The following is a 20,880-nucleotide window of genomic DNA, read 5'->3' as shown; positions in this document are numbered from 1 at the left end:
TAATAAAATTTTCCATTTAATATTTAATAAATAAATTTCATTATATAATAATTACACTTAAACAAAAAGGCAAGAGAGATGTTAGAAATAATAACAAAAAAGATAAGTAATAAAATTATCGTAGCATTATTTATATTAATGTCTTTAAGTAGCTTAACAATTATATTTGTTACTACCTCAAAAGTAACAGAAGATTCTATAGTAAAAACAAAAGAAAACTTGGAAATGCTAAATGCAGCAATGTTTCAAAGTCTAAGAAATGCTATGAATACAGGAGATCCTGTTCAAATTGCAAAAGCTGAAGAAGATGCAAGACAAATAAAAGGTGTACGAAATTTAACTGTTGCTAAAAGTAAATCTTTAATGGAACTTTATCCTTCAAATGAAGCTTATACAACAGATGAAACAATACTTAGTACTTTTGAATCAAAAAAACCTTTATTATTACAAACGGATGACAAAAATGGACATACATTAAGAATGGTAAAACCAATGATTGCAACAAGTGAATGTTTAATGTGTCATGCAAATCAAAATGAAGGTGATGTAATAGGAGTAATGGATTTAACTTTTTCTTTAGATGAAGCAGATAAAAAAATTAAAAGTTTAGTTACTGGGATAGCATTTATTTCTATTCTTCTTGCAATTATAACAATAGCATTGATATTTTTTATAGTAAAAAAAGCGACAAATCCAATAGGAAAATTAAAAGATGGATTTGAAAATTTATTAAATTCAAACGATACAAACATTACTTTAAATGTAGAATCAAAAGATGAAATAGGTGAAGTTGCTAATTTATTTAATGCTTACATGGATAAAGTGCGAGCTGGCTTAAAACAAGATGAAAAAGTAATTGAAGAAGCGAGTGATGTATTAGAAAAAACGGCAAATGGATTCTTCGTTTATAAAGTTAATGGGAAAGCTTCTAACCCTCATGTTGAAGATTTAAAAAATAAATTAAATTCAATGATTTTAAAAACAAATGAAACAGTTGGTAAAATAAATGAAGCTTTGAGATATTATTCTGAATCAAAATATGATTTTGTAATAAATGATGATGGAATTTATGGTAATTTAGGTTCCCTAACTTCTGGGATTAAACTTGTAGGGAATAATACTTCAGAAATTTTAGCAATGGTTATGAATACTGGAAATTCATTAAATGAAAATACAAAAATATTATCTGGTGCATCAAATAATTTATCAACATCTTCAAATCAACAAGCAGCATCTTTGGAAGAAACAGCTGCAGCGTTAGAAGAAATAACAGCGACAATTCAAGCAAATACTCAAGCAACAACAGATATGTCAAAACTTGCACAAAATGTTACACATTCTGCAAAAAATGGTCAAGAATTAGCTAATTTAACAGCAAAATCAATGGATGATATAAATGTAGAAGTAAGTTCAATAAATGAAGCAATAGAAGTAATTGATCAAATTGCATTCCAAACAAATATTCTTTCACTTAATGCAGCAGTTGAAGCAGCAACTGCTGGCGAAGCAGGAAAAGGATTTGCAGTTGTTGCACAAGAAGTGCGAAATCTAGCAAATAGAAGTGCAGAAGCTGCACGTGAAATAAAAAATATAGTAGAACTTGCAAGTAAAAAAGCAAAAGAAGGGAAAGAAATTTCTGATAATATGATAAATGGTTATAAAGAATTAAATGAAAATATTTCAAATACAATTGTAACTATTGATAAAGTAGCAAACGCTTCAAAAGAGCAAGAAAGAGGAATTGTTCAAATAAATGATGCAATAAATATGTTAGATCAAGCAACACAAAAAAATGCACAAGTTGCAGATCAAATATCGACAATGGCATCAAATATAGCATTAATGTCAAACTCTCTTGTTACAGCTGCTGCAAGAGCTAATTTCTTAAAAGATTCATTAGATAAAGTTTGTGATGTAGATCTAGTTTATGATACAGCTTTACTAAAAGTAGATTTACTAAATACAAAAGATAGTGTTTATGGGAAGTTAGGTGATTATAAAGCCTTTAAAATAGAAGAAAATCAAAGCTTAAAAGATTGGTGTGAAAAGCATGTAAATTCAGGAAAAAGAATTGATATGGAAATAATGAAAAATATAGAAGAATTAAATATAAAATTCCATAAAAATCTTCAAGAACTTGTAGATGCAAACTCAAATAAAGAAAAAAATGAAGAACTAAATAAAAAAGCTAAAGATGTTGAAATGGATGCATTACGAATCTTTGGTAATTTAAATAATGTAAAAAGAGAAGCTTGTAAAAAATAAAAGAAGTTAACTTCTTTTATTTTACCTATATTCCTAACTTAACACTTAATTAACAGTTAAAAAATAATATTTCATCTTACAAAAAAAACTTACAATTGCTTGATTTAATTTTGATTACTATAATTTCTACATTATGTTCACTTATTCATTATTAATTCAATTCATTTAGGAATAATATGAAAAGAAATATAAAAAATCCTCTTTTGCTCTCATTATGCGCAATAATTACTTTAAATAACCATCTTCATTCTGAAGAAAAATTAGAACAAATATTTATTTATGAAAATAAATTATTTAATACAACAGAAGGAACAAACTCTTATACAACTGGTTCTATGAATACATCAACAAAACTTGATTTATCAATAAAAGATACTCCACAATCTGTAAGTGTTGTGACAACACAAGAATTAAAAGATAAGAATATTACTACAAATCAAAAATTATTAGAAGAGATTCCTGGAATTACACTTAATAGAGTTGATGAAAGTATTAGTCCAACATCAAGAGGTTTTGCAATAGATTATTTCAAAATTGATGGTATGACTCAATATGGTTTTTCATCTTCAAGTGATTTAGATTTAGCAATGTTTGACCGTATTGAAATAGTAAGAGGTGCAAATGGCTTAACAACTGGTTCTGGTAATCCTGCAATTAGTTTAAACTATATTAGAAAACATGCAAATAGTAAAGAATTTAAAGGTGATTTAACTTTAAGTGCAGGTTCTTGGGATAATTATTTATCAATGATTGATGTTTCATCTGCATTAAATGAAAAAGGAAATATAAGAGGAAGAATTATCGTAAAACATCAAGAAGAAGACTCTTTTATGAATAAATATGAAAAAGAAAAAAATTTATTATATGGAATAATTGATGTTGATTTAACAGACACAACATATTTTTCAGTTGGTGGGTCTTTTGAAAAATTAGATAAAAATGGTGTAGCTTGGGGAGGACTTCCTGCATTTGATATAAATAATAATAGAATAGATTTTAATCGTTCTCAATCTGTTACAGAAGATTGGACTTATACAAATACTCAAACTACATCTTTTTTCACAAATGTAGAACAATATATTACAGATAAAATTTCATTAAATGCAAATTATAGTTTTGCTAATAAAGAAAAAGAGTCTAAATTGTTATGGTTTATGGGACAATTAGATACTACTGATGGAAGTGGAATGTCTGCAAAAGCTTATGAAGGAGAATCAAGAGTAAGTGATGAAAGTTTTGATTTAAATTCAAAAATTCCATTTACTATTGCTAATTTGGATCAAGAATTTATTTTAGGATATTCATACAATAAATATGCAACTTTAAAAAACAAAGTAGCATATTTAAATGATTGGGATGAAATTAGTATTCCAAATTTTTATAATTATTACATTGAAGAAATATACCCAAAAAATTCAGAGATAATATATAGACCACTAAATCATACAACTCAAACAGCCTTTTATATAAATCAGAAAATCTCACTGTTAGAAAATTTAAAGCTGATATTAGGTGCAAGATTATCAAAATATACTCTAATAAATGAAGATCCAAGATATAAATCAAGAACATTTAGAGATGAACTAACTCCATATGCTGGTATTGTTTATAATATAAATGAACAACACTCTATTTATGTAAGTTATACTGATATTTTTCAACCTCAATCCCAAAGAGATATTAATGATAACTATTTAGATCCTATTGTAGGTAAAAACTATGAAACGGGAATTAAAGGAGAATATTTTGATGGAAAATTAAATTCTTCATTTTCTTTATTTAAAATTCTACAAGATAATGTTGCAGAATCAATAGATGGAGTTTATATCCCTGGAACTTCTACCCAAGCTTATAGAGCAGCAAAAGGTGTTGAGAGTAAAGGTTTTGATTTTATTTTAGCAGGGAATATTACTGATAAATTAAATATAAAATATGGTATCTCAAATTTTTCAGCTGAAAATGCACAAGGTGAAAAATATTCTACGAAGTCATCAAGAACTACATCCAATTTATTTACTACTTATAAAATAGGAGATTTTAAAATAGGTGCTGGATTAAATTATAAAAGTAGATTTTACACAGGAGAAGGGAAAAGCCTAATAGAACAAAAAAGTTACATTCTAACAAATGCCTTATTAGCTTATGATGTAGATAAAAATTCAAAAATTCAATTAAATATAAATAATATATTTGATAAAAAATATTACGAAGGTATTGGAAGTGATGGAATGATTTATGGTGCACCAAGAAATGGATTTTTAACATATAAATACATTTTCTAAACTTAGTATATTGTTTTTGACAATATACTAAAGAATTTAGTTTAAGCTTGCATTTGTTTTATTAATTCTTCTAATTCATCTGGTGATAAAGTATCATCAGAAGCATCAATATTCTTTGCACTAGGAGCTAAATTATATTTACTTTTATCAATATTATTATTTTCACAAACAAAATTAACTACTCTTTCTATCTTTTGTCTATGTAAATCTTGATTTTGTAATAACCCATAAATATTTGAAACAATATTTTGGATTTTACTTTTCTTATGTGAAGGAATTTCTAAATCATTTATGATATTATCTATATCTTCAGTATTCTCATAAATTGATTGTGCATTATTTTCTGATTCTTTTATCACTTCACACAATTGTGAAATCAACTCTTCATATTTCATTTATTTCCCTTGCTATTTTAAGTATGAAGAGTTTAACTTATTTTTACTTAATAATTTTTACTAGATTTTATTATTAATGAATTATTTCTGCTATTACTTCAGTTGCATAAGAACCTTTTGGAAGGTAAAATTGTAATTCCATCCAATTTTTGTCTTCTTTATAATTACTCCCTATTTCTTCTGGAAAAATCCAAGCAAATCTTCTTGCTCCATCTTCACCTGTTTTTTCTTCAAATTCTTTTTCAATTTCATAAGCTAAATCGATTGAAGTTTTAACTCTATTTCCACTTAAAAGACCTGTTGGAACCCTATCTCTTTCATAAAATTTATCTGATTCTGTTTCTAAATCTTCAATAGTAAAAATCTTTCCAAAAGGATAATGAGACAATAAATCACCAGTTATTAATTTAAAAGGATGTTTTTGTTTTTTCATTCTTTTTACAATTTCAACTGGAAGATTCAATTTTTGATAAATCTCTTTTGGTTCAAAAGCATCAATTAGTTTTGATATTTCAATTCTTTTTGAAAGCCAATTATTAAAAAGATAACTTTGATAAGCATTGATATACATTTGTTTCAAGTTTCTTCTTTTTTCTTTTAATTTTCCATCAATTATATCTTTACCTTTTTTATAATTGTCACCTTCTACTCCAAATCTTTGAAAACCAAAATAGTTTGGAATTCCATAAGTTGCTATTTGAGCTAAAGCTTCTTCTATTTTTCTTTTTTCAACAAGACCAACTCTTTTTAATCTAATAAAAAATTTATTACCTTTTAAATGCCCTACTTTTATTTTATTATTATGATAAGTTGTTTCAAGTATTTTTATGTTTTCATGTTCAAAAGATTTTAAAGCTTCTTCAAATTTTCTATGAATTGAAATAGATTGAATTGTCATCGCATTTTTATCTTTAAGCCCTGCATATCCAAACTCTCTCGTGCTACAACCTAAATAATTAGCTAAAATTTCTATAGCATCCCAAGTTGCTAAATCTTTTTTTCTAATCTTTAAAACTAAATGCTCGCCCTCACCTGAAAATTCATAAAGTGGTATTTCAGTAACCACAAAATCATCTTTATTTTGTTTAAATACAACATCTATTTTTGAGTGATTTAAATATCTTTGTAATTGTTCCAATATATTTTTCCTTATTATCTTTTAAAAATGGTGATTTTTACAATCTGTTCTATATTTGCCTTTAATAGCTTTTGCAAATATATTTAATTTTATTTTATGTTTTAGAGCTATTTTTTTTATTTTTTCTAAATTTTTTTCATTAAATGAAAAAAGTATTTCATACTCTTCTCCAGAAGTTCCTATCTCTTCATCAATATTATAAAAAAACTCAAACCCTACATTACTAGCTTTTGATAATCTTTCTAATTCAAAAAATAATCCATCTGAAATATCCATTGAAGCAGTTATATAAGGAGAAATTTCATAAAAAAAATCTGGATTTAAAACAGGTTTAATAAATTTTGATTTTTTAGAAATCTCTTTATTTTTTAAAAGTTTTTCTAAATCAGCTTTTGATAATCCCAAAGTTCCCGTATAACAGAGTAAATCGCCTTTTTTAACTCCATTTCTATAAATAGGATTTGATGTTTTAGAAATAATAGTCACACTTATATCAAGTTTTTCATTTGATATTGTATCTCCGCCAATTATCTCTATTCCAAACTCTTTTGCAGCTTTTTTAAAACCTTTTGATAAATCTATTAAATCTTTTTCAGAATATGTTTTAGGAATAGCTACACTCAAAAGTGCATAAATTGGTTTTGCATTCATTACTATGGCATCTGAAATATTTACAATCATTGATTTATAAGCAATTTGTTTTAAATTCATCCATTCTTTTTTGAAATGTACATTTTCAAAAAAAGCATCCATTGAATAAACAAATCCATCAATAAAAGCACCATCATCACCAATAATTTTTTTATTTGAAAATTGATTTATAAAATACTCTTCTTTATTCATACGCAATTATATCAAAGATGTGTAAAATATACTTGATAAAAATAAATTTTTATCAAATTTAACAAAGAGGATAAATTCTATCCTCTTTATTTTATAAAATTTATAGTATAATGCCCTTTTTAAAATAATTTTATTAGGAGATACTATGCCAAAAATTAACAAATATGTTGATATTGATACTGTTGAAAGAGAAGCAAAAAAAGATTTAATTGATAGACACAGTCCATTTATTCACTGTGCTTCAACTGCAAAAAAAGGTGAACCATTTGAAGTTACTGTTAAAATGGGTAACGAATACACTCATCCAGATGATTTTGATCACTACATCGAATCTGTTTCTTTATTTAATGGTGAAACATTATTAGCAAAAGCTACTTATGTACCAGGAACATTAGGAAATGTAAAAGCACATAATACAACTACATTTACAATCATCCCAACTGGTTCAAAATTAAATTTAGTTGCTCACGGTTACTGTACAAAACATGGTATCTGGGAAGGTACACCTGTAACTGTTGAAGTTACTGAGTAATTAGAATAATGTTTTTATTAAAAAGGTAAGAGATTTCTATCTTTTACCTTTTTTTCTTTATAAGAAAGTAGAAAATCTACTTTTCTTATTTTTATGAATTTGTAATTGTATCTTGAACGTTTTGTTGAATCAAAACTTTATAACTTGAATCTTCATTATTTGAAAATACATCATATACTATACTATCTACATCTGTATATGTAGAAGATGCTTTTGTCCAACTGTCTGTTGTATTCAATAAACTTACACTATCTTCTCCATCTCCTGTAATTTTTAATAAGTGGTCACTTGATGAAATATTTGTAGCTGTATCTGTAATACCTGATATATTAGGAACTAAATCTACTACATCTGATAATGTCAATTTACTAACTGATTGTGCTCCATCTGCTGTTAGATCAATGTGTTCTATACTTACAATTGAATTATCTGGGATTGAAGAAAAATCAATTGATTCATTACCGCTTAGAACAAGAGTATCTATTCCATCTCCTCCATCAATTGATGTTACATCTGTATAATCAATAACTTCACTTTCAGATGTACCAACTATTGCTCCATCTCCATCAAATGTAATTTGCATTACACCACTAGAATGTTCTGTACCATTAATATATGTGTCTATACCTACATTTATTACTTGATTTTCAGGAGGAATACTTTCAGTATTTGATGCACTCATGGAAGATAAACTATAATCCCCAGATCCAGCTGTAAACTGAATTTCATTAAATGCATTAAAATTAAAACTTTCACCTGCATCTAATGTAATAGTCGTACTTAATGGTCGTTCCTTCATTAATCGTATAACTTACATCAGCTGTTTGTGCACTGCCACTATCATTAGTTAATACATTGTCATACATACTCCAAGTAATTCCACTTGTTGTGATATTTATATTAGAAACTTCTGATGAAACAGCCAATGTTGAATCATTTGCTACATAATCTTTTGTTCCTTCTGCAATTAATACTGTACCATTAAATGCTTGCCATATAGCTTGATCTCCACTTTGCCATTTTTGTAATGAAAAAATAGCATTTGTCAAATATTGTTCATTATTTTGAGCATAAGTTCTATTATCTACAGAATCTGTTATTGTATTATCATTACCATCTGTATCATTACCATTTCCACCCAATAATAGATTACTACTCATTGTACTATTCGTAAAATTTAAATATAATTTTTCATCTGTACCTATTGTTCCAGCATCATCAACACCTAATCCATTACCTGTAGAATAATTTACTTGATACGCATTATTTCCACTTCCAGCAACACCTGTATCACTTGTAGCAGATGCTAAAACATACAAATCATTAACATTAAATAATAAACTTAATTCATTTCCTCCATTATATGAAGTTGATGATGATTCAAAAATATTTTGCATTGTATACGCTGCACCATCTAAAGGATATGTACCTAAAGTTATTGAATAGTTTTCATTTGTTGTATCAGAAGAAATTGTAAATACAACTTGGGAAGTATATTCTGTACCTGATGAACTAACTCTATATGCAGTTATATTATCTGGATTTGAATTATCATATTTTATATAATATGTTGTTTCTTGTGATGTACCAATATTATCTGTTGATGTTATTCTATCTCCATTAATATTTATTGCATATCCATTTACATCCACTTGTGGCGTTAATTTTATAGAAGAAAGTGCAATTTCAGTATTTATAGTATCTGAATCAAAATATGAAGTATTTGTATCAACATCATCTAATGAATTATTTGCAGCAATTTTCATGATTATATCTTGACCGAATCCATAGACAACTTTTAAATCTTCATAATTTCCACCTGTTACTGAAGTTACTGATAAAGCCTGAGTATCACTATTTACACTTGCTGTAATAACAGAACTATCCAAAATTATTGTTTTACCATTATCTAAAGTTATAACTAAATTATTTCCTGTATCAGGAGCATTTGAAACTACAGCTGTATATGTATAAGAACCATCACTGTTTAATGATTCATTTACTTTTAATATTGTTGTATCCTCACTATCTACTACTGTATGACTACTTGTTCCTGCTGTTACTAAGTTTTCATATCCACTATTATTTGTTGATGTTATTGTTCCATTCAAGCTAACTGTTGTTGTATCACTAAATACATCTGCATCTGCTAATGATATAAAGTCTGAAGCACTTGCTGACCAGTTTAACGTAGTTGATCCTGTTGTTCCATTTTGTGGTACTACTACACTTACTTCTGTTCCATCATTTAATGTAAAACTAAATGTCTCTCCTGCTACTGCTGTTGGAGCTACTGGTAATCCATCTGCATTTGTTAACGTTATTGTATATGTGATTGATCCTGCATCTTCATTACTTCCTGTTGCTAAAGAAGATGTTAATGTTACTGTTACTGTATCCTCACTATCTACTACTGTATGACTACTTGTTCCTGCTGTTACTAAGTTTTCATATCCACTATTATTTGTTGATGTTATTGTTCCATTCAAGCTAACTGTTGTTGTATCACTAAATACATCTGCATCTGCTAATGATATAAAGTCTGAAGCACTTGCTGACCAGTTTAACGTAGTTGATCCTGTTGTTCCATTTTGTGGTACTACTACACTTACTTCTGTTCCATCATTTAATGTAAAGCTAAATGTCTCTCCTGCTACTGCTGTTGGAGCTACTGGTAATCCATCTGCATTTGTTAACGTTATTGTATATGTGATTGATCCTGCATCTTCATTACTTCCTGTTGCTAAAGAAGATGTTAATGTTGCTGTTACTGTATCATTTGTATCTACTACTGTATGACTACTTGTTCCTGCTGTTACTAAGTTTTCATATCCACTATTATTTGTTGATGTTATTATTCCATTCAAGCTAACTGTTGTTGTATCACTAAATACATCTGCATCTGCTAATGCTGTAAAGTCTGAAGCACTTGCTGACCAGTTTAACGTAGTTGATCCTGTTGTTCCATTTTGTGGTACTACTACACTTACTTCTGTTCCATCATTTAATGTAAAGCTAAATGTCTCTCCTGCTACTGCTGTTGGAGCTACTGGTAATCCATCTACATTTGTTAACGTTATTGTATATGTGATTGATCCTGCATCTTCATTACTTCCTGTTGCTAAAGAAGATGTTAATGTTGCTGTTACTGTATCATTTGTATCACTAATAGTTACTGTTGATGGATATCCTACAATACTATTAAATCCACCTCCAACATAAGATGTTCCACTCACAGTATATGCTTCAGCATCAATGTATACATCATCACCTTGAATTGGAAATGAAGTTGATTCTACTAATGTTCCAGGGACATAATCTGTTCCAAATGTAATTGTTGCACCATTTGATAATGTTACTATTAAAGTAGTTCTTGGTGTTTGATCTAAACTAGCAGATACTGTTGCATTTTCATTTCCTTCAAGAATAGTTGTATCTGTTAACGTTAATGTTGCATCTACTAAAATTGTATTATTTGTAGCAACTGTATCATCTACTATAGTTGTAGTAGATACAGCATCTCTTAAATCTGTTGTAATATTTGTTTCACCAGCTGTTCTATCTTCCAATCTTAGAGGGATAATTCCTACAGGATCAGTAGTTGTCTGATCTTCTCCAGCTGCTGCTGCATCTAATTTCTCAATTTGATCTAAAGTAAGGGTTGCTTGCTCATCAGTTTGTGCAGGATTTTCTTGAATATTTTTTGTTGATTGCTCCAATAAATCACTAACTTCATTATTTTGAACTACAGTATCTTCAGGTAATTCACCTGATAATAAAGTTACATCAAAAAGTTGTTCATTATTTCCAACAACTTGTATATCACCAGAATTATCAGAAAGTAAAACTTTAAGCATATTTGAATTAGTATTTGAAGAACTACCAATTATAATATCGCCATCATTTAAGATATCATTTACTTTTGCAGTACTTACACTTCCATTTGGATGTTTTATAAAAAAAGATCCATTTAAAGATATGATTTTTCCAATTTCTCCAGCCATAATATACTCCTTACAAATTATTTATCCTAGTATATAATTTTTTTTAAACTATGTATATTGTACTTTGGTGCAAATAAATTAAGATTTTTTTAACTTTAATGTTTATTGATTTAACAAAAAATTAACTACTATTAACTATAATTTCATATATTTATTATAAGGAAAAATTATGAAAAAGAGTCTAAGTTTACTTATGTTTTTATTTGCATTAATCTTTACAAACTTAAATGCAAATGAAATGTTTCAAACAGTTGAACCCAAAGATGCAACTTTAGTTAAAAGTGATTCATCAAAAGAGTTTTGTAATGTTTGTGGTATGCATTTATCAAAATACTATAAAACAAATCATGTAACAGAATTTAAAAATGGTCATAAAGAGCAATATTGTTCTATTCATTGTCAAGCAGAAATCTATAGAGATTACAAAGATAAAATAAAAAATATCCAAGTGGTAGATACAAATTCTTTAAAATTAATTGATGCAACAAAAGCATTTTATGTTATTGGTAGCTCAAAAGAAGGGACAATGAGTCCAGTGAGTAAATATGCATTTATATCAAAAGATGATGCTTTAAAATTTCAAAAAGAGTTTGGTGGTGAAATTCATAATTTTGATGAAACGATGAAAATAGCTTTAGAAGATTTACCAAATGATAATAAAATCTTAGATGAAAAAAGAGTTCCTATTGCTAAAAAAGGAAAAAAAATTTTTGAATCAATGTGTGACATCAATAAAATAAAAGACTTTAATTCGATTGGAGAAGCTAAACAATATCTAATTGATAATAAAGTTTGTAAAAATTTAGATAAACAAATGCTTCAAGCTGTTTCTGTTTATTTAAGTAATCCTCTTTTAGCAAGTGAAAAATCTAAAATGATTGATACACCAAAAGATGCAAAATGCCCAGTTTGTGGTATGTTTGTATCAAAATATCCAAAATGGGCTGCCCAAATTACTACAAAAGATGGTCACTCTCATTATTTTGATGGAGTAAAAGATATGATGAAGTTCTATTTTGAACCTTCAAAATATGGTCATACTCACAATAAAGATGAATTAAAAGATATAAATGTAACTGATTATTATACTTTAGAAATTACAAATGCAAAAAATGCTTACTTTGTAATAGGTTCAAATGTTTATGGTCCAATGGGAGAAGAGTTAATTCCGTTTAAAAATGAGAATCAAGCAAAAAAATTTATGGAAGATCATTTTGGGAAAAAAGTTTTAAAATTTGAAGAAATAAAAAAAGAAATGTTATTTTAACTTACATTACAATGCGATTCTATCGCATTGTTTGTAAGAAACAAATAACAATTAATGATTTTTTATAAAAGAACAACAATAATCAACTAAAGAATGAACTCTTAATTTGAATTTTGAATTAGCTTGTATTTCAAATGATGCTGGTCCTTCATATTTTACCCATTCTTGAGCTGGTAATAAAACTTCTAAAACACCTCTTTGAATATCCATAATTTCTTTATGAACTGTGTTCAACTCATATTCACCTGGAAGCATTATTCCTAAAGTTTTTCTAGAACCATCTTCAAATGTGATAGATCTACTTGTAATATTACCTTCAAAAAGAATATTTGCTGCTTTTGCAATAGAAACACCTTTAAACTCTGCCATTTACTTTCCTTACGTTATTATTTATTATATTTTAACACAACAATTATATGATTATATTGAAGCAAAAGAGTAGTTCTTTTTTGTTATAATTTCCAAATTTTTAAAAAAGGTGTAAAAATGACTATTCAAGAAGAGTTAGAGAATTTAATAAAAAATGAAGTTCTTATTGAGATTGAAGATTATATTGATGAATTATTTGAAATTATTGCAGCAAAAAAAGATGATGATAATATAAAAGAAGAATTAAAACAAATACAAGAAATGAAAAAAGATTTTGAAGAAATGTTAGTTGATTTAACTCATGGAGACATTGATGATGAAGAGTGTAAAGAAATCATTGATGAAATAAATGAAATGAGAAAAGAAGATTTAGAGGACTAATAACTTTTATGCAAGGTTACATTATAGATATAAAACCTGTTAAAGATGATGATTTAATTGTAACTATAATAACTGAAAATGAACTTCTTACAACTTATAGATTTTATGGAGCTAGACATTCAAATATAAATATAGGCTATAAAATTGATTTTGAACTAGAAAATACAAGGGCTAATATTCCAAGATTAAAAGATGTAATTCAACTTGGTTTCCCTTGGATACTTGATAATGAAAAAATGTATTGTTGGCAACGATATATTAAACTATTTTATCCACATTTAAAAGAACTTGAAGAGTTAGATTCTTTTTATTTTTACTCCTTAGAAAACTTAGTTCATATTATGTCTAAACAAAATGTTTTAAGAGCAATTTGTGAATCATATATCTCTTTACTTGAATTTGAAGGAAGACTTCATTCTGACTTTGAATGTTTATTGTGCGAAACAAAAATTTATGAAGATGTATCGTTAGTTAGAGGATTTTTACCCCTTCATACTGAATGTACAAGAGGAAAAATTTTTAAGTTAAATAAAATTTCAGAACTCTTTGAAAAGAAAAAAACTATAAACCTAACTGATGAAGAAGTTGAATACTTATGGAATATAATTCTTTTAGGTTTATAATTTACTTGACAAAAATTCTATTCGTCAAGTAATCTATCTTGTAGAGTTTCTATTGCATTTTTTAGATTTTTTATATCAAATCCATATAAAGTTGCTTTTTTTATAGCTCTTTCTACATTTTCATCACTTAATGGTTCTTTTATATATGCTGCTGTTTTAATAACATCTAAAATCTGAGTTTTTTTCTTATATTCAGGTGTAGCTTTTGAAACATCATCTACATTTTCAATCATATTTATAAGATTTTCACTTAATTTCCAATATCTAAATATTTGAGCAGTAACTTGTGAAGTAGTTACATCTAATAACTCTTTTTCTACTGATTCAATAGATGCACCAGCTGATATTTTTGATTTAAATAAATCTGCTTTTCCTTCACTAGATATAATATCAGCTAAAATAAATTTTCCTGTTTCTTGTAAAAGCGCAGGTAAAATAATATCTTCTTTTAATTCTGCATCAATTTTTGAAAGCCATATATTGGCTAAAGTTGAAGAAATATTTGAAGCTCTCATAAAATCATCGCTATTAATAGCATATGGTTCTAAATTTGTCATTAAAAGATTTTGTACTGTTCCACCAATAGCAATAGAAATAGTAAAATTGATTCCAAGTAGATTAATAGCTCGACTTGGTGTTTCAACTTTTGACCTAAAACCAAACATTGCAGAATTCGAGATTTTTAACAATGTTGATATTATTAAGGCATCTTTTTCAATTATTTTTAGTAAATCAATGGCTTCTTTATTTGGTTTTTTTCTAAACTCTTCAATCTCTATTATTGTTTTTGGCAAGGGAGGAAGAGATTCTATCTTTTCTAGGATATTATTAGACAACAAATTTAAACTCCTAATTCAATTATAATGTTCATTCTAACTAAAAAATTATCAATTACGTATAAATTTATTTTAAACATTAAATCTAAAATGCATTATATCACCATCTTGAACAACATAATCTTTACCTTCAAGTCTTAACTTACCTGATTCTTTACATTTTGATTCGCCACCTAAAGCTACAAAATCTGCATAAGAGATTACTTCTGCTTTAATAAAACCTTTTTCAAAATCATTATGAATTACTGCTGCTGCTTGAGGTGCTTTTGTATTTTTTCTAATAGTCCATGCTCTAACTTCCACTTTTCCAGCTGTAAAATAACTCATTAAACCTAATTTATCAAATGCTTTATGAATAATTTGCTCTAATCCTGATTCTTGAACACCTAAATCAGATAAAAATTCTGTTGCTTCTTCATCTGAAAGACCAACTAATTCTTCTTCAATTTTTGCACAAAGCATAATAACATCAGCATTTACATTTGATGCATGTTCTCTTACCATATCAACAAATTTATTCCCACCATCAGCTAATGAATCTTCATCAACATTTGCACCATAAATCACATCTTTATTTGATAAAAATCTTAACTCTTTATCTAAAGCTTTAAATGATTCATCTTCTAGTTTTTCAAAAGTTTTTACAGGTTGTAATTCACCAATATGAGCATATAACTCTTCTGCGATTACTAATTGAGAAGCAGCTTCTTTTGATGCTTTTGCTTGTTTTTTAAGTCTATCTATTTTTTTCTCTAATTGAGAAATATCAGCATAAATAAGTTCTGTTTCAATGATTTCAATATCTCTTAGAGGATTAACATCTCCTTCAACGTGAGTAATATTTCCATCCTCAAAACATCTTACCATATGTAAAATAACTTCAACTTCTCTGATATTTGATAAAAATTGATTCCCTAATCCTTCACCTTTACTTGCACCTCTTACAAGCCCTGCAATATCAACAAAATCGATAGTTGAATGTTGAATTTTATTTGGATTTACAATTTTTGCTAACTCATCAAGTCTTTTATCAGGTACGGGAACAATCGCTTTATTTGGTTCAATTGTACAAAACGGATAATTTTGTGCTTCTGCATTTTGAGCTTTTGTTAAAGCATTAAAAGTTGTTGATTTACCTACGTTTGGAAGTCCTACTATTCCTACACCTAATCCCATTATATTCCTTTTATCATTATTTTCAATAGCAAAATAAAATATTTATATTTAACAATTAACTATATTATAGTTGAAAATGCCAAAGAAATAGATAAAATGTATATTATTTCTAAAGGCTTAATTAATTTTAATTTACTTATAAAATATTGATAAAATTCTACAAATCATTCCTTATTTAAAATATTTTAAAACACTATTCCTATTTGAAGAAGAACTCTAGAAATATTTCCAACACTTTCAACTTCAATATCTTGACCACCAACTACTCTTGCTAATTGTAATCTAGTAAATGAATTTTTATAATTTGTATAATATCCAATACCTATATCTTGTAAAGTTCTTTTTTCAAATTCTGTATCTTTTGAGCTATTACTCATATCTCCTGTACCTAAATCATAAAAAAAACCTATTTTATGATTAAGTTCAGATATATTTGGTAATTTTGTAAAAAATTCTACATTAAATACCAATGCATTTTCAACGCTTTGTTCACTATCTGAAAATACTTTTACTCCATCACTTCCACCTAATGTAAAATCTTCACTTCCATCTAAATTTTTATTTTTTAAAGCATATTGTGTTTTTATATTCGTATTTAATGAATACACTGGAGTGAAAATCATTTCTGATTCTAAATTTAAATTTACTTTAGAATAACTTCCTTGAGTATTTACACCATTTTTATCTAGTTCTTTTGAGTCTGCATCCTTTATATTTAACTTTCCTAAAGTGTAAAAAGACTCTAATTTTGTATATGTATCAAAACCTAATAAACTATAATTTTTTGTATAATCTAATCCTATTTTTATATTATTTATTTCCCTATTTTTTGATATAGAATCATCATAATAATCTTTTAACTTTTTATTAGAATAATAAGTTGAAATATTTAAATTTTCTATTCTTGACCTAATGATAGGATAAATTATTCCTGCTTCAATATTTGAAGTATATCCATCATAAATTCCATCTGGCGTTGTTTGATCTAATTTGACTAAATCATATTTTGTTTTTGAATAGCTTGTCTCAGCTTTTAATCCGTTTGCCATAAGAGGGAAACTATATCCCATTTTATAATTTTTTATATTTTCTCCATTACTTATCAAACCATTGAAAGATAATTTATCTCCAAGCTGTAATGGAGAATTTAGATTTAATCCTGCAATAATTCTATTCTTACCAGTAAATTTACTCCCATAATTATCACCCACTAAATATCCATCATAAAATGAAGTCTTTTGAGTTTCTATCTCAAAATCACTAGTTCCTACATCTACTCCTGGTTTTACATTTGCTTTTGATACAATTACTCCTGGTAAATCATTTATAATTAACATACTTCTTTCTAAAGTATTTGTACCAATTACATCATCTCTACTTTTTGCATCATCCAATATTGCTTGTATAAAAAAATCTTTTACATAAGAATTATTTGTTAATTTAAATTGCCCATAATTTCCTTCTATTATTGCTATTTTCAAAACATTATCGTTTTCTTGAATATTTTGTTTGGGTATATAAGCTCGCGCAACAAAATATCCTCTATCTCTATACTCTTTTGTAATTAAAGAAGCTATATTTTGAAGTTCAGAGAAACTTAATTCTTTATCTTTAAAACTGTTTGTTAATTTTTCTAAATCTATAGATAAAATATGTTCATTTCCTTCAAAAGTATAGTTTTTTATATATAACTTTTTACCACTTTTATCATCAATCATTATAGGAGCATATTTTTTTTTACCATCTATTTCTATTAAATTATTTTTATTTTCTAAATTTTTTTCTTCAACAGTTTTTGGTAGATTTATAGAGTTTTGTATTGCATCAACATTTGGAAAATTAGCTCCAAATAAAATATTTGAAGCTAAAAAAGAAACTATTATTACTTTTTTCATTGATTTATACCTTTGTTATCTTTATCTTGTTTAATTACATAAAATTCTTGTTCAACACCTTCAGGAAGATTTACACCACTATTTATAAGTTTGATAGCTGAATTTTCTGCTAAAGCTATAATTATGTCACTATTAACATCTTTATTTTGGCTTTTTTCATTCATTAAAACTAATTCACTAAAAGTTATTTTTTCAACTTCTATTTTTTCAGGAGGAATTGAAACTAATGAAATATTATTTGTGTTAGGAAAATTCAATCTTTCTATAATTGATGCTGTTAAATTATTATTTTCTAATTTATTTGAAAATAAATTTTTTAAATTATCAGTAACTATTTTTATATTTTTTTCAACATTTGAAAAATCTTTCGTAATGATATTAGATATATCTGATGCATTCAAAGTATCATTAGGGGCACCTGTTCCTTGAAGTTTTGTATTAAGTTTTATATCACCTAAATTGAGCTTTGATGTCGCATTTATTTTTGCATTTTTTGCATTTAGATTTATTTTGCCCTTAAATTGATTAGTTCTCCCATCTAGTGTTACATCACCAGTTGTTGAAGCCAATGTTGTCTTACCATTTGAAGTAATTACTGAACTTGGGCTTTGTGTTATATCATCTGTTGCACTTACACCTAAAGATTCACTTGCAGTGATTGTTCCTAATTCTATTCCATTTACATCATTTAATGCTACATTTGCTCCACTTGCGTTTACTGTTCCTTGGAAGTCATTTTCTCCATCTAGTGTTACATCACCAGTTGTTGAAGCCAATGTTGTCTTACCATTTGAAGTAATTACTGAACTTGAGCTTTGTGTTATATCATCTGTTGCACTTACACCTAAAGATTCACTTGCGCTTATTGTTCCTAATTCTATTCCATTTACATCATTTAATGCTACATTTGCTCCACTTGCGTTTACTGTTCCTTGGAAGTCATTTTCTCCATCTAGTGTTACATCTCCAGTTGTTGAAGCCAATGTTGTTTCACCATTTGAAGTAATTACTGATGTTGGGCTTTGTGTTATATCATCTGTTGCACTTACACCTAAAGATTCACTTGCGCTTATTGTTCCTAATTCTATTCCATTTACATCATTTAATGCTACATTTGCTCCACTTGCGTTTACTGTTCCTTGGAAGTCATTTTCTCCATCTAGTGTTACATCTCCAGTTGTTGAAGCCAATGTTGTTTCACCATTTGAAGTAATTACTGATGTTGGGCTTTGTGTTATATCATCTGTTGCACTTACACCTAAAGATTCACTTGCGCTTATTGTTCCTAATTCTATTCCATTTACATCATTTAATGCTACATTTGCTCCACTTGCGTTTACTGTTCCTTGGAAGTCATTTTCTCCTGAAAGAGTTATATCACCAGAAGTTGAAGCCAATGTTGTCTCATTTAATACAACGATAGATGTTCCACTCGCTTGAGTTATATCTCCAGTAGTTGAAGTAATATCAAGATTTGTTGAAGATACATTTCCAACAGTAAAATCTCCTCCTGCATAATCTATTTGTATATCTTGTGCAGTCATATTTACTTGACCAGTAAATGAATTTCCAGCTTCAGTAAGAATTAAATCTCCTCCTACTGCTTCAAAAGTTGAATCGCCAGTAATAACCAAATTTGAACCACTTTTTTGTGTTATATCACCTGTTGTAGAGATTGACATATCTCCACCAGCTGTTATATTACCTGATTCAAAATCACCTTGTACATTTATATCAACATTTGAAGTTGATGTTAAATCATTAAATAAAAACTCATTTGATGTAACACTAAAATTACCTAAAGGTGATGTTCCTCCAATAGCTTCATCAAATTTAACTACTCCATCTAAAGCATTAATTGTAAGTCCATTTGCAGGTGTACTACCATCACTATTAACTTCTTTTGCAAATGTCACATCTCCTGGACCAGTTCCTGTACTTATAGTAATATCATCAGTTAAAGTTACATTTCCAGCAAAACTAATATTATTTCCATCAGTTGTTATATCTCCAGCTAAACTATTATCTCCTGTTCCATTTTGAACAAAACCATCTTTAGCTAAAATATCACCGTTTGAACTTGTTGTAAATAATCCTGAATTTGTAATTTCAGCACTTCCATCTATATTCATAGGAGCATTTACAGTTAAATTTGTTCCTGTAAAATCAAAATTTCCTGTTAAATCTGTTGTTCCATTAAAAGTACTTGTTCCAGTACCTGATAACTGTGTAAAATTATCTGCTGTAATTCCATTTGTTGTTACATCTTTTGCTGATACTATTTCAATATCACCTAAAGCTGAATTTGAACCAATTGCACCTGAAACTGAAATATCACCATTTCCAGCTGTAAAAGATAGATTTGGGGCAGGTGTAACTCCAGCTTTTGCATCGATAGAACTGCCAAAAGTTATATCTGAATTATTTGTAACAAATGAAGTGTCATTTCCTAATGTAACTGCACCTGTATATGTTTGAGTTCCATTAGTTTTTACAACTCCTCCATTTATTTCAGAATCACCTGATACACTTAATGTTCCTAATTCATAATTAGAACCCACTGCTCCATTAAATACAACATCTCCAACAATGTCTAAAAATCTATAATTTGATATTGGTGTTGCTCCACCTGTATTATCACTATCCACAGTATTTTCAAAAGTAATTTTACTTCCTGTTAATGTTGTATTTGCATTTAAAACAACTGCACCATTATAATTTTGTGTTCCAGAAGTCTGAATATCAGCATTACTTCCTAAAGTAATTAAATCACTATTTGCTTTAAGTTTAGAAGATTTAATAGATTGATTTAAATTTAAAGTATTAGATGAATTTATTATTAATTCATCTAAAGCAGCTGTATTTCCAACTGCA

Annotated in this window: 16 protein-coding genes; 6 read left to right on the top strand and 10 right to left on the bottom strand. The window is 27.6% G+C overall.

The annotated features are described in order from the left end of the window. Positions 1-78 precede the first annotated feature (78 nt). Positions 79-2,265 (top strand): methyl-accepting chemotaxis protein, encoded by a 2,187-nt coding sequence (locus tag ADFLV_RS04490; protein ID WP_014473675.1) that lies wholly within the window; start codon positions 79-81, stop codon positions 2,263-2,265. A 176-nt stretch (positions 2,266-2,441) separates the two neighbouring features. Beyond that, positions 2,442-4,547: a TonB-dependent siderophore receptor gene (locus tag ADFLV_RS04485; RefSeq protein ID WP_129010934.1), complete on the top strand. Its 2,106-nt coding sequence runs from the start codon at positions 2,442-2,444 to the stop codon at positions 4,545-4,547. A 41-nt stretch (positions 4,548-4,588) separates the two neighbouring features. Here ADFLV_RS04485 and ADFLV_RS04480 read toward each other — a convergent pair whose 3' ends face one another. The 3 genes from ADFLV_RS04480 to ADFLV_RS04470 form a co-directional block, all read right to left on the bottom strand. Next, positions 4,589-4,942, bottom strand: a complete 354-nt coding sequence (locus ADFLV_RS04480; RefSeq protein WP_129010935.1) for a hypothetical protein — start codon at positions 4,940-4,942, stop codon at positions 4,589-4,591. Between the two features lie 73 nt (positions 4,943-5,015). Next, positions 5,016-6,080, bottom strand: a complete 1,065-nt coding sequence (gene truD / locus ADFLV_RS04475) for a tRNA pseudouridine(13) synthase TruD (protein WP_129010936.1) — start codon at positions 6,078-6,080, stop codon at positions 5,016-5,018. 21 nt (positions 6,081-6,101) lie between these two features. Then, positions 6,102-6,923, bottom strand: a complete 822-nt coding sequence (locus tag ADFLV_RS04470) for a thiamine-phosphate kinase (RefSeq protein ID WP_129010937.1) — start codon at positions 6,921-6,923, stop codon at positions 6,102-6,104. Between the two features lie 145 nt (positions 6,924-7,068). Between ADFLV_RS04470 and ADFLV_RS04465 the strand changes: the two genes are divergently transcribed. Next, positions 7,069-7,455 carry a class II SORL domain-containing protein gene (locus ADFLV_RS04465; RefSeq protein WP_128986812.1) on the top strand — a complete coding sequence of 129 codons (387 nt, stop codon included), beginning with the start codon at positions 7,069-7,071 and terminating at the stop codon, positions 7,453-7,455. Positions 7,456-7,546: 91 nt separating this feature from the next. Here the strand turns inward: ADFLV_RS04465 and ADFLV_RS04460 are convergent, their stop codons facing one another. Both ADFLV_RS04460 and ADFLV_RS04455 read right to left on the bottom strand, forming a co-directional pair. Next, a complete protein-coding gene (locus tag ADFLV_RS04460; protein ID WP_129010938.1) occupies positions 7,547-8,254 on the bottom strand; it encodes a hypothetical protein in 708 nt (235 codons plus the stop codon). Beyond that, positions 8,208-11,459, bottom strand: coding sequence for a beta strand repeat-containing protein (locus tag ADFLV_RS04455; protein WP_129010939.1), 3,252 nt, complete (start codon positions 11,457-11,459; stop codon positions 8,208-8,210). Before ADFLV_RS04455 ends, ADFLV_RS04460 begins: the two co-directional genes overlap by 47 nt. Before the next feature lie 169 nt (positions 11,460-11,628). On the opposite strand from ADFLV_RS04455, the gene ADFLV_RS04450 reads away from it, so the two are divergent. Continuing rightward, positions 11,629-12,726 (top strand): nitrous oxide reductase accessory protein NosL, encoded by a 1,098-nt coding sequence (locus ADFLV_RS04450; protein WP_129010940.1) that lies wholly within the window; start codon positions 11,629-11,631, stop codon positions 12,724-12,726. Between the two features lie 51 nt (positions 12,727-12,777). On the opposite strand, the gene ppnP is transcribed toward ADFLV_RS04450, so the two are convergent. Beyond that, entirely contained in the window at positions 12,778-13,095 is a 318-nt protein-coding gene (ppnP, locus tag ADFLV_RS04445) for a pyrimidine/purine nucleoside phosphorylase (protein ID WP_014473638.1), read from the bottom strand. Between the two features lie 117 nt (positions 13,096-13,212). Between ppnP and ADFLV_RS04440 the strand changes: the two genes are divergently transcribed. Together ADFLV_RS04440 and recO are read left to right on the top strand one after the other, a co-directional pair. After that, on the top strand, positions 13,213-13,476 hold the full coding sequence (locus ADFLV_RS04440; protein WP_014473637.1) for a hypothetical protein: 264 nt from the start codon (positions 13,213-13,215) through the stop codon (positions 13,474-13,476). A gap of 8 nt (positions 13,477-13,484) precedes the next feature. Further along, positions 13,485-14,099 carry a recombination protein RecO gene (recO, locus tag ADFLV_RS04435; protein WP_014473636.1) on the top strand — a complete coding sequence of 205 codons (615 nt, stop codon included), beginning with the start codon at positions 13,485-13,487 and terminating at the stop codon, positions 14,097-14,099. A gap of 17 nt (positions 14,100-14,116) precedes the next feature. On the opposite strand, the gene ADFLV_RS04430 is transcribed toward recO, so the two are convergent. From ADFLV_RS04430 to ADFLV_RS04415, 4 genes are all read right to left on the bottom strand, one after another. Beyond that, the gene (locus ADFLV_RS04430; protein ID WP_014473635.1) at positions 14,117-14,935 is read right to left on the bottom strand and encodes an HDOD domain-containing protein; all 819 of its coding nucleotides are present in this window, start codon (positions 14,933-14,935) and stop codon (positions 14,117-14,119) included. 72 nt (positions 14,936-15,007) lie between these two features. Beyond that, positions 15,008-16,111, bottom strand: coding sequence for a redox-regulated ATPase YchF (ychF, locus tag ADFLV_RS04425; RefSeq protein ID WP_014473634.1), 1,104 nt, complete (start codon positions 16,109-16,111; stop codon positions 15,008-15,010). A 185-nt stretch (positions 16,112-16,296) separates the two neighbouring features. After that, on the bottom strand, positions 16,297-18,006 hold the full coding sequence (locus ADFLV_RS04420) for a ShlB/FhaC/HecB family hemolysin secretion/activation protein (RefSeq protein ID WP_129010941.1): 1,710 nt from the start codon (positions 18,004-18,006) through the stop codon (positions 16,297-16,299). After that, positions 18,003-20,654, bottom strand: a complete 2,652-nt coding sequence (locus ADFLV_RS04415; protein WP_172658755.1) for a beta strand repeat-containing protein — start codon at positions 20,652-20,654, stop codon at positions 18,003-18,005. Before ADFLV_RS04415 ends, ADFLV_RS04420 begins: the two co-directional genes overlap by 4 nt. Positions 20,655-20,880 lie beyond the last annotated feature (226 nt).

It is taken from the genome of Arcobacter defluvii (assembly GCF_013201725.1).
GTDB classification, from domain to species: domain Bacteria; phylum Campylobacterota; class Campylobacteria; order Campylobacterales; family Arcobacteraceae; genus Aliarcobacter; species Aliarcobacter defluvii.
Note: the sequence above shows the minus strand (reverse complement) of the source record. Positions and strands in the feature narration are given on the sequence as shown.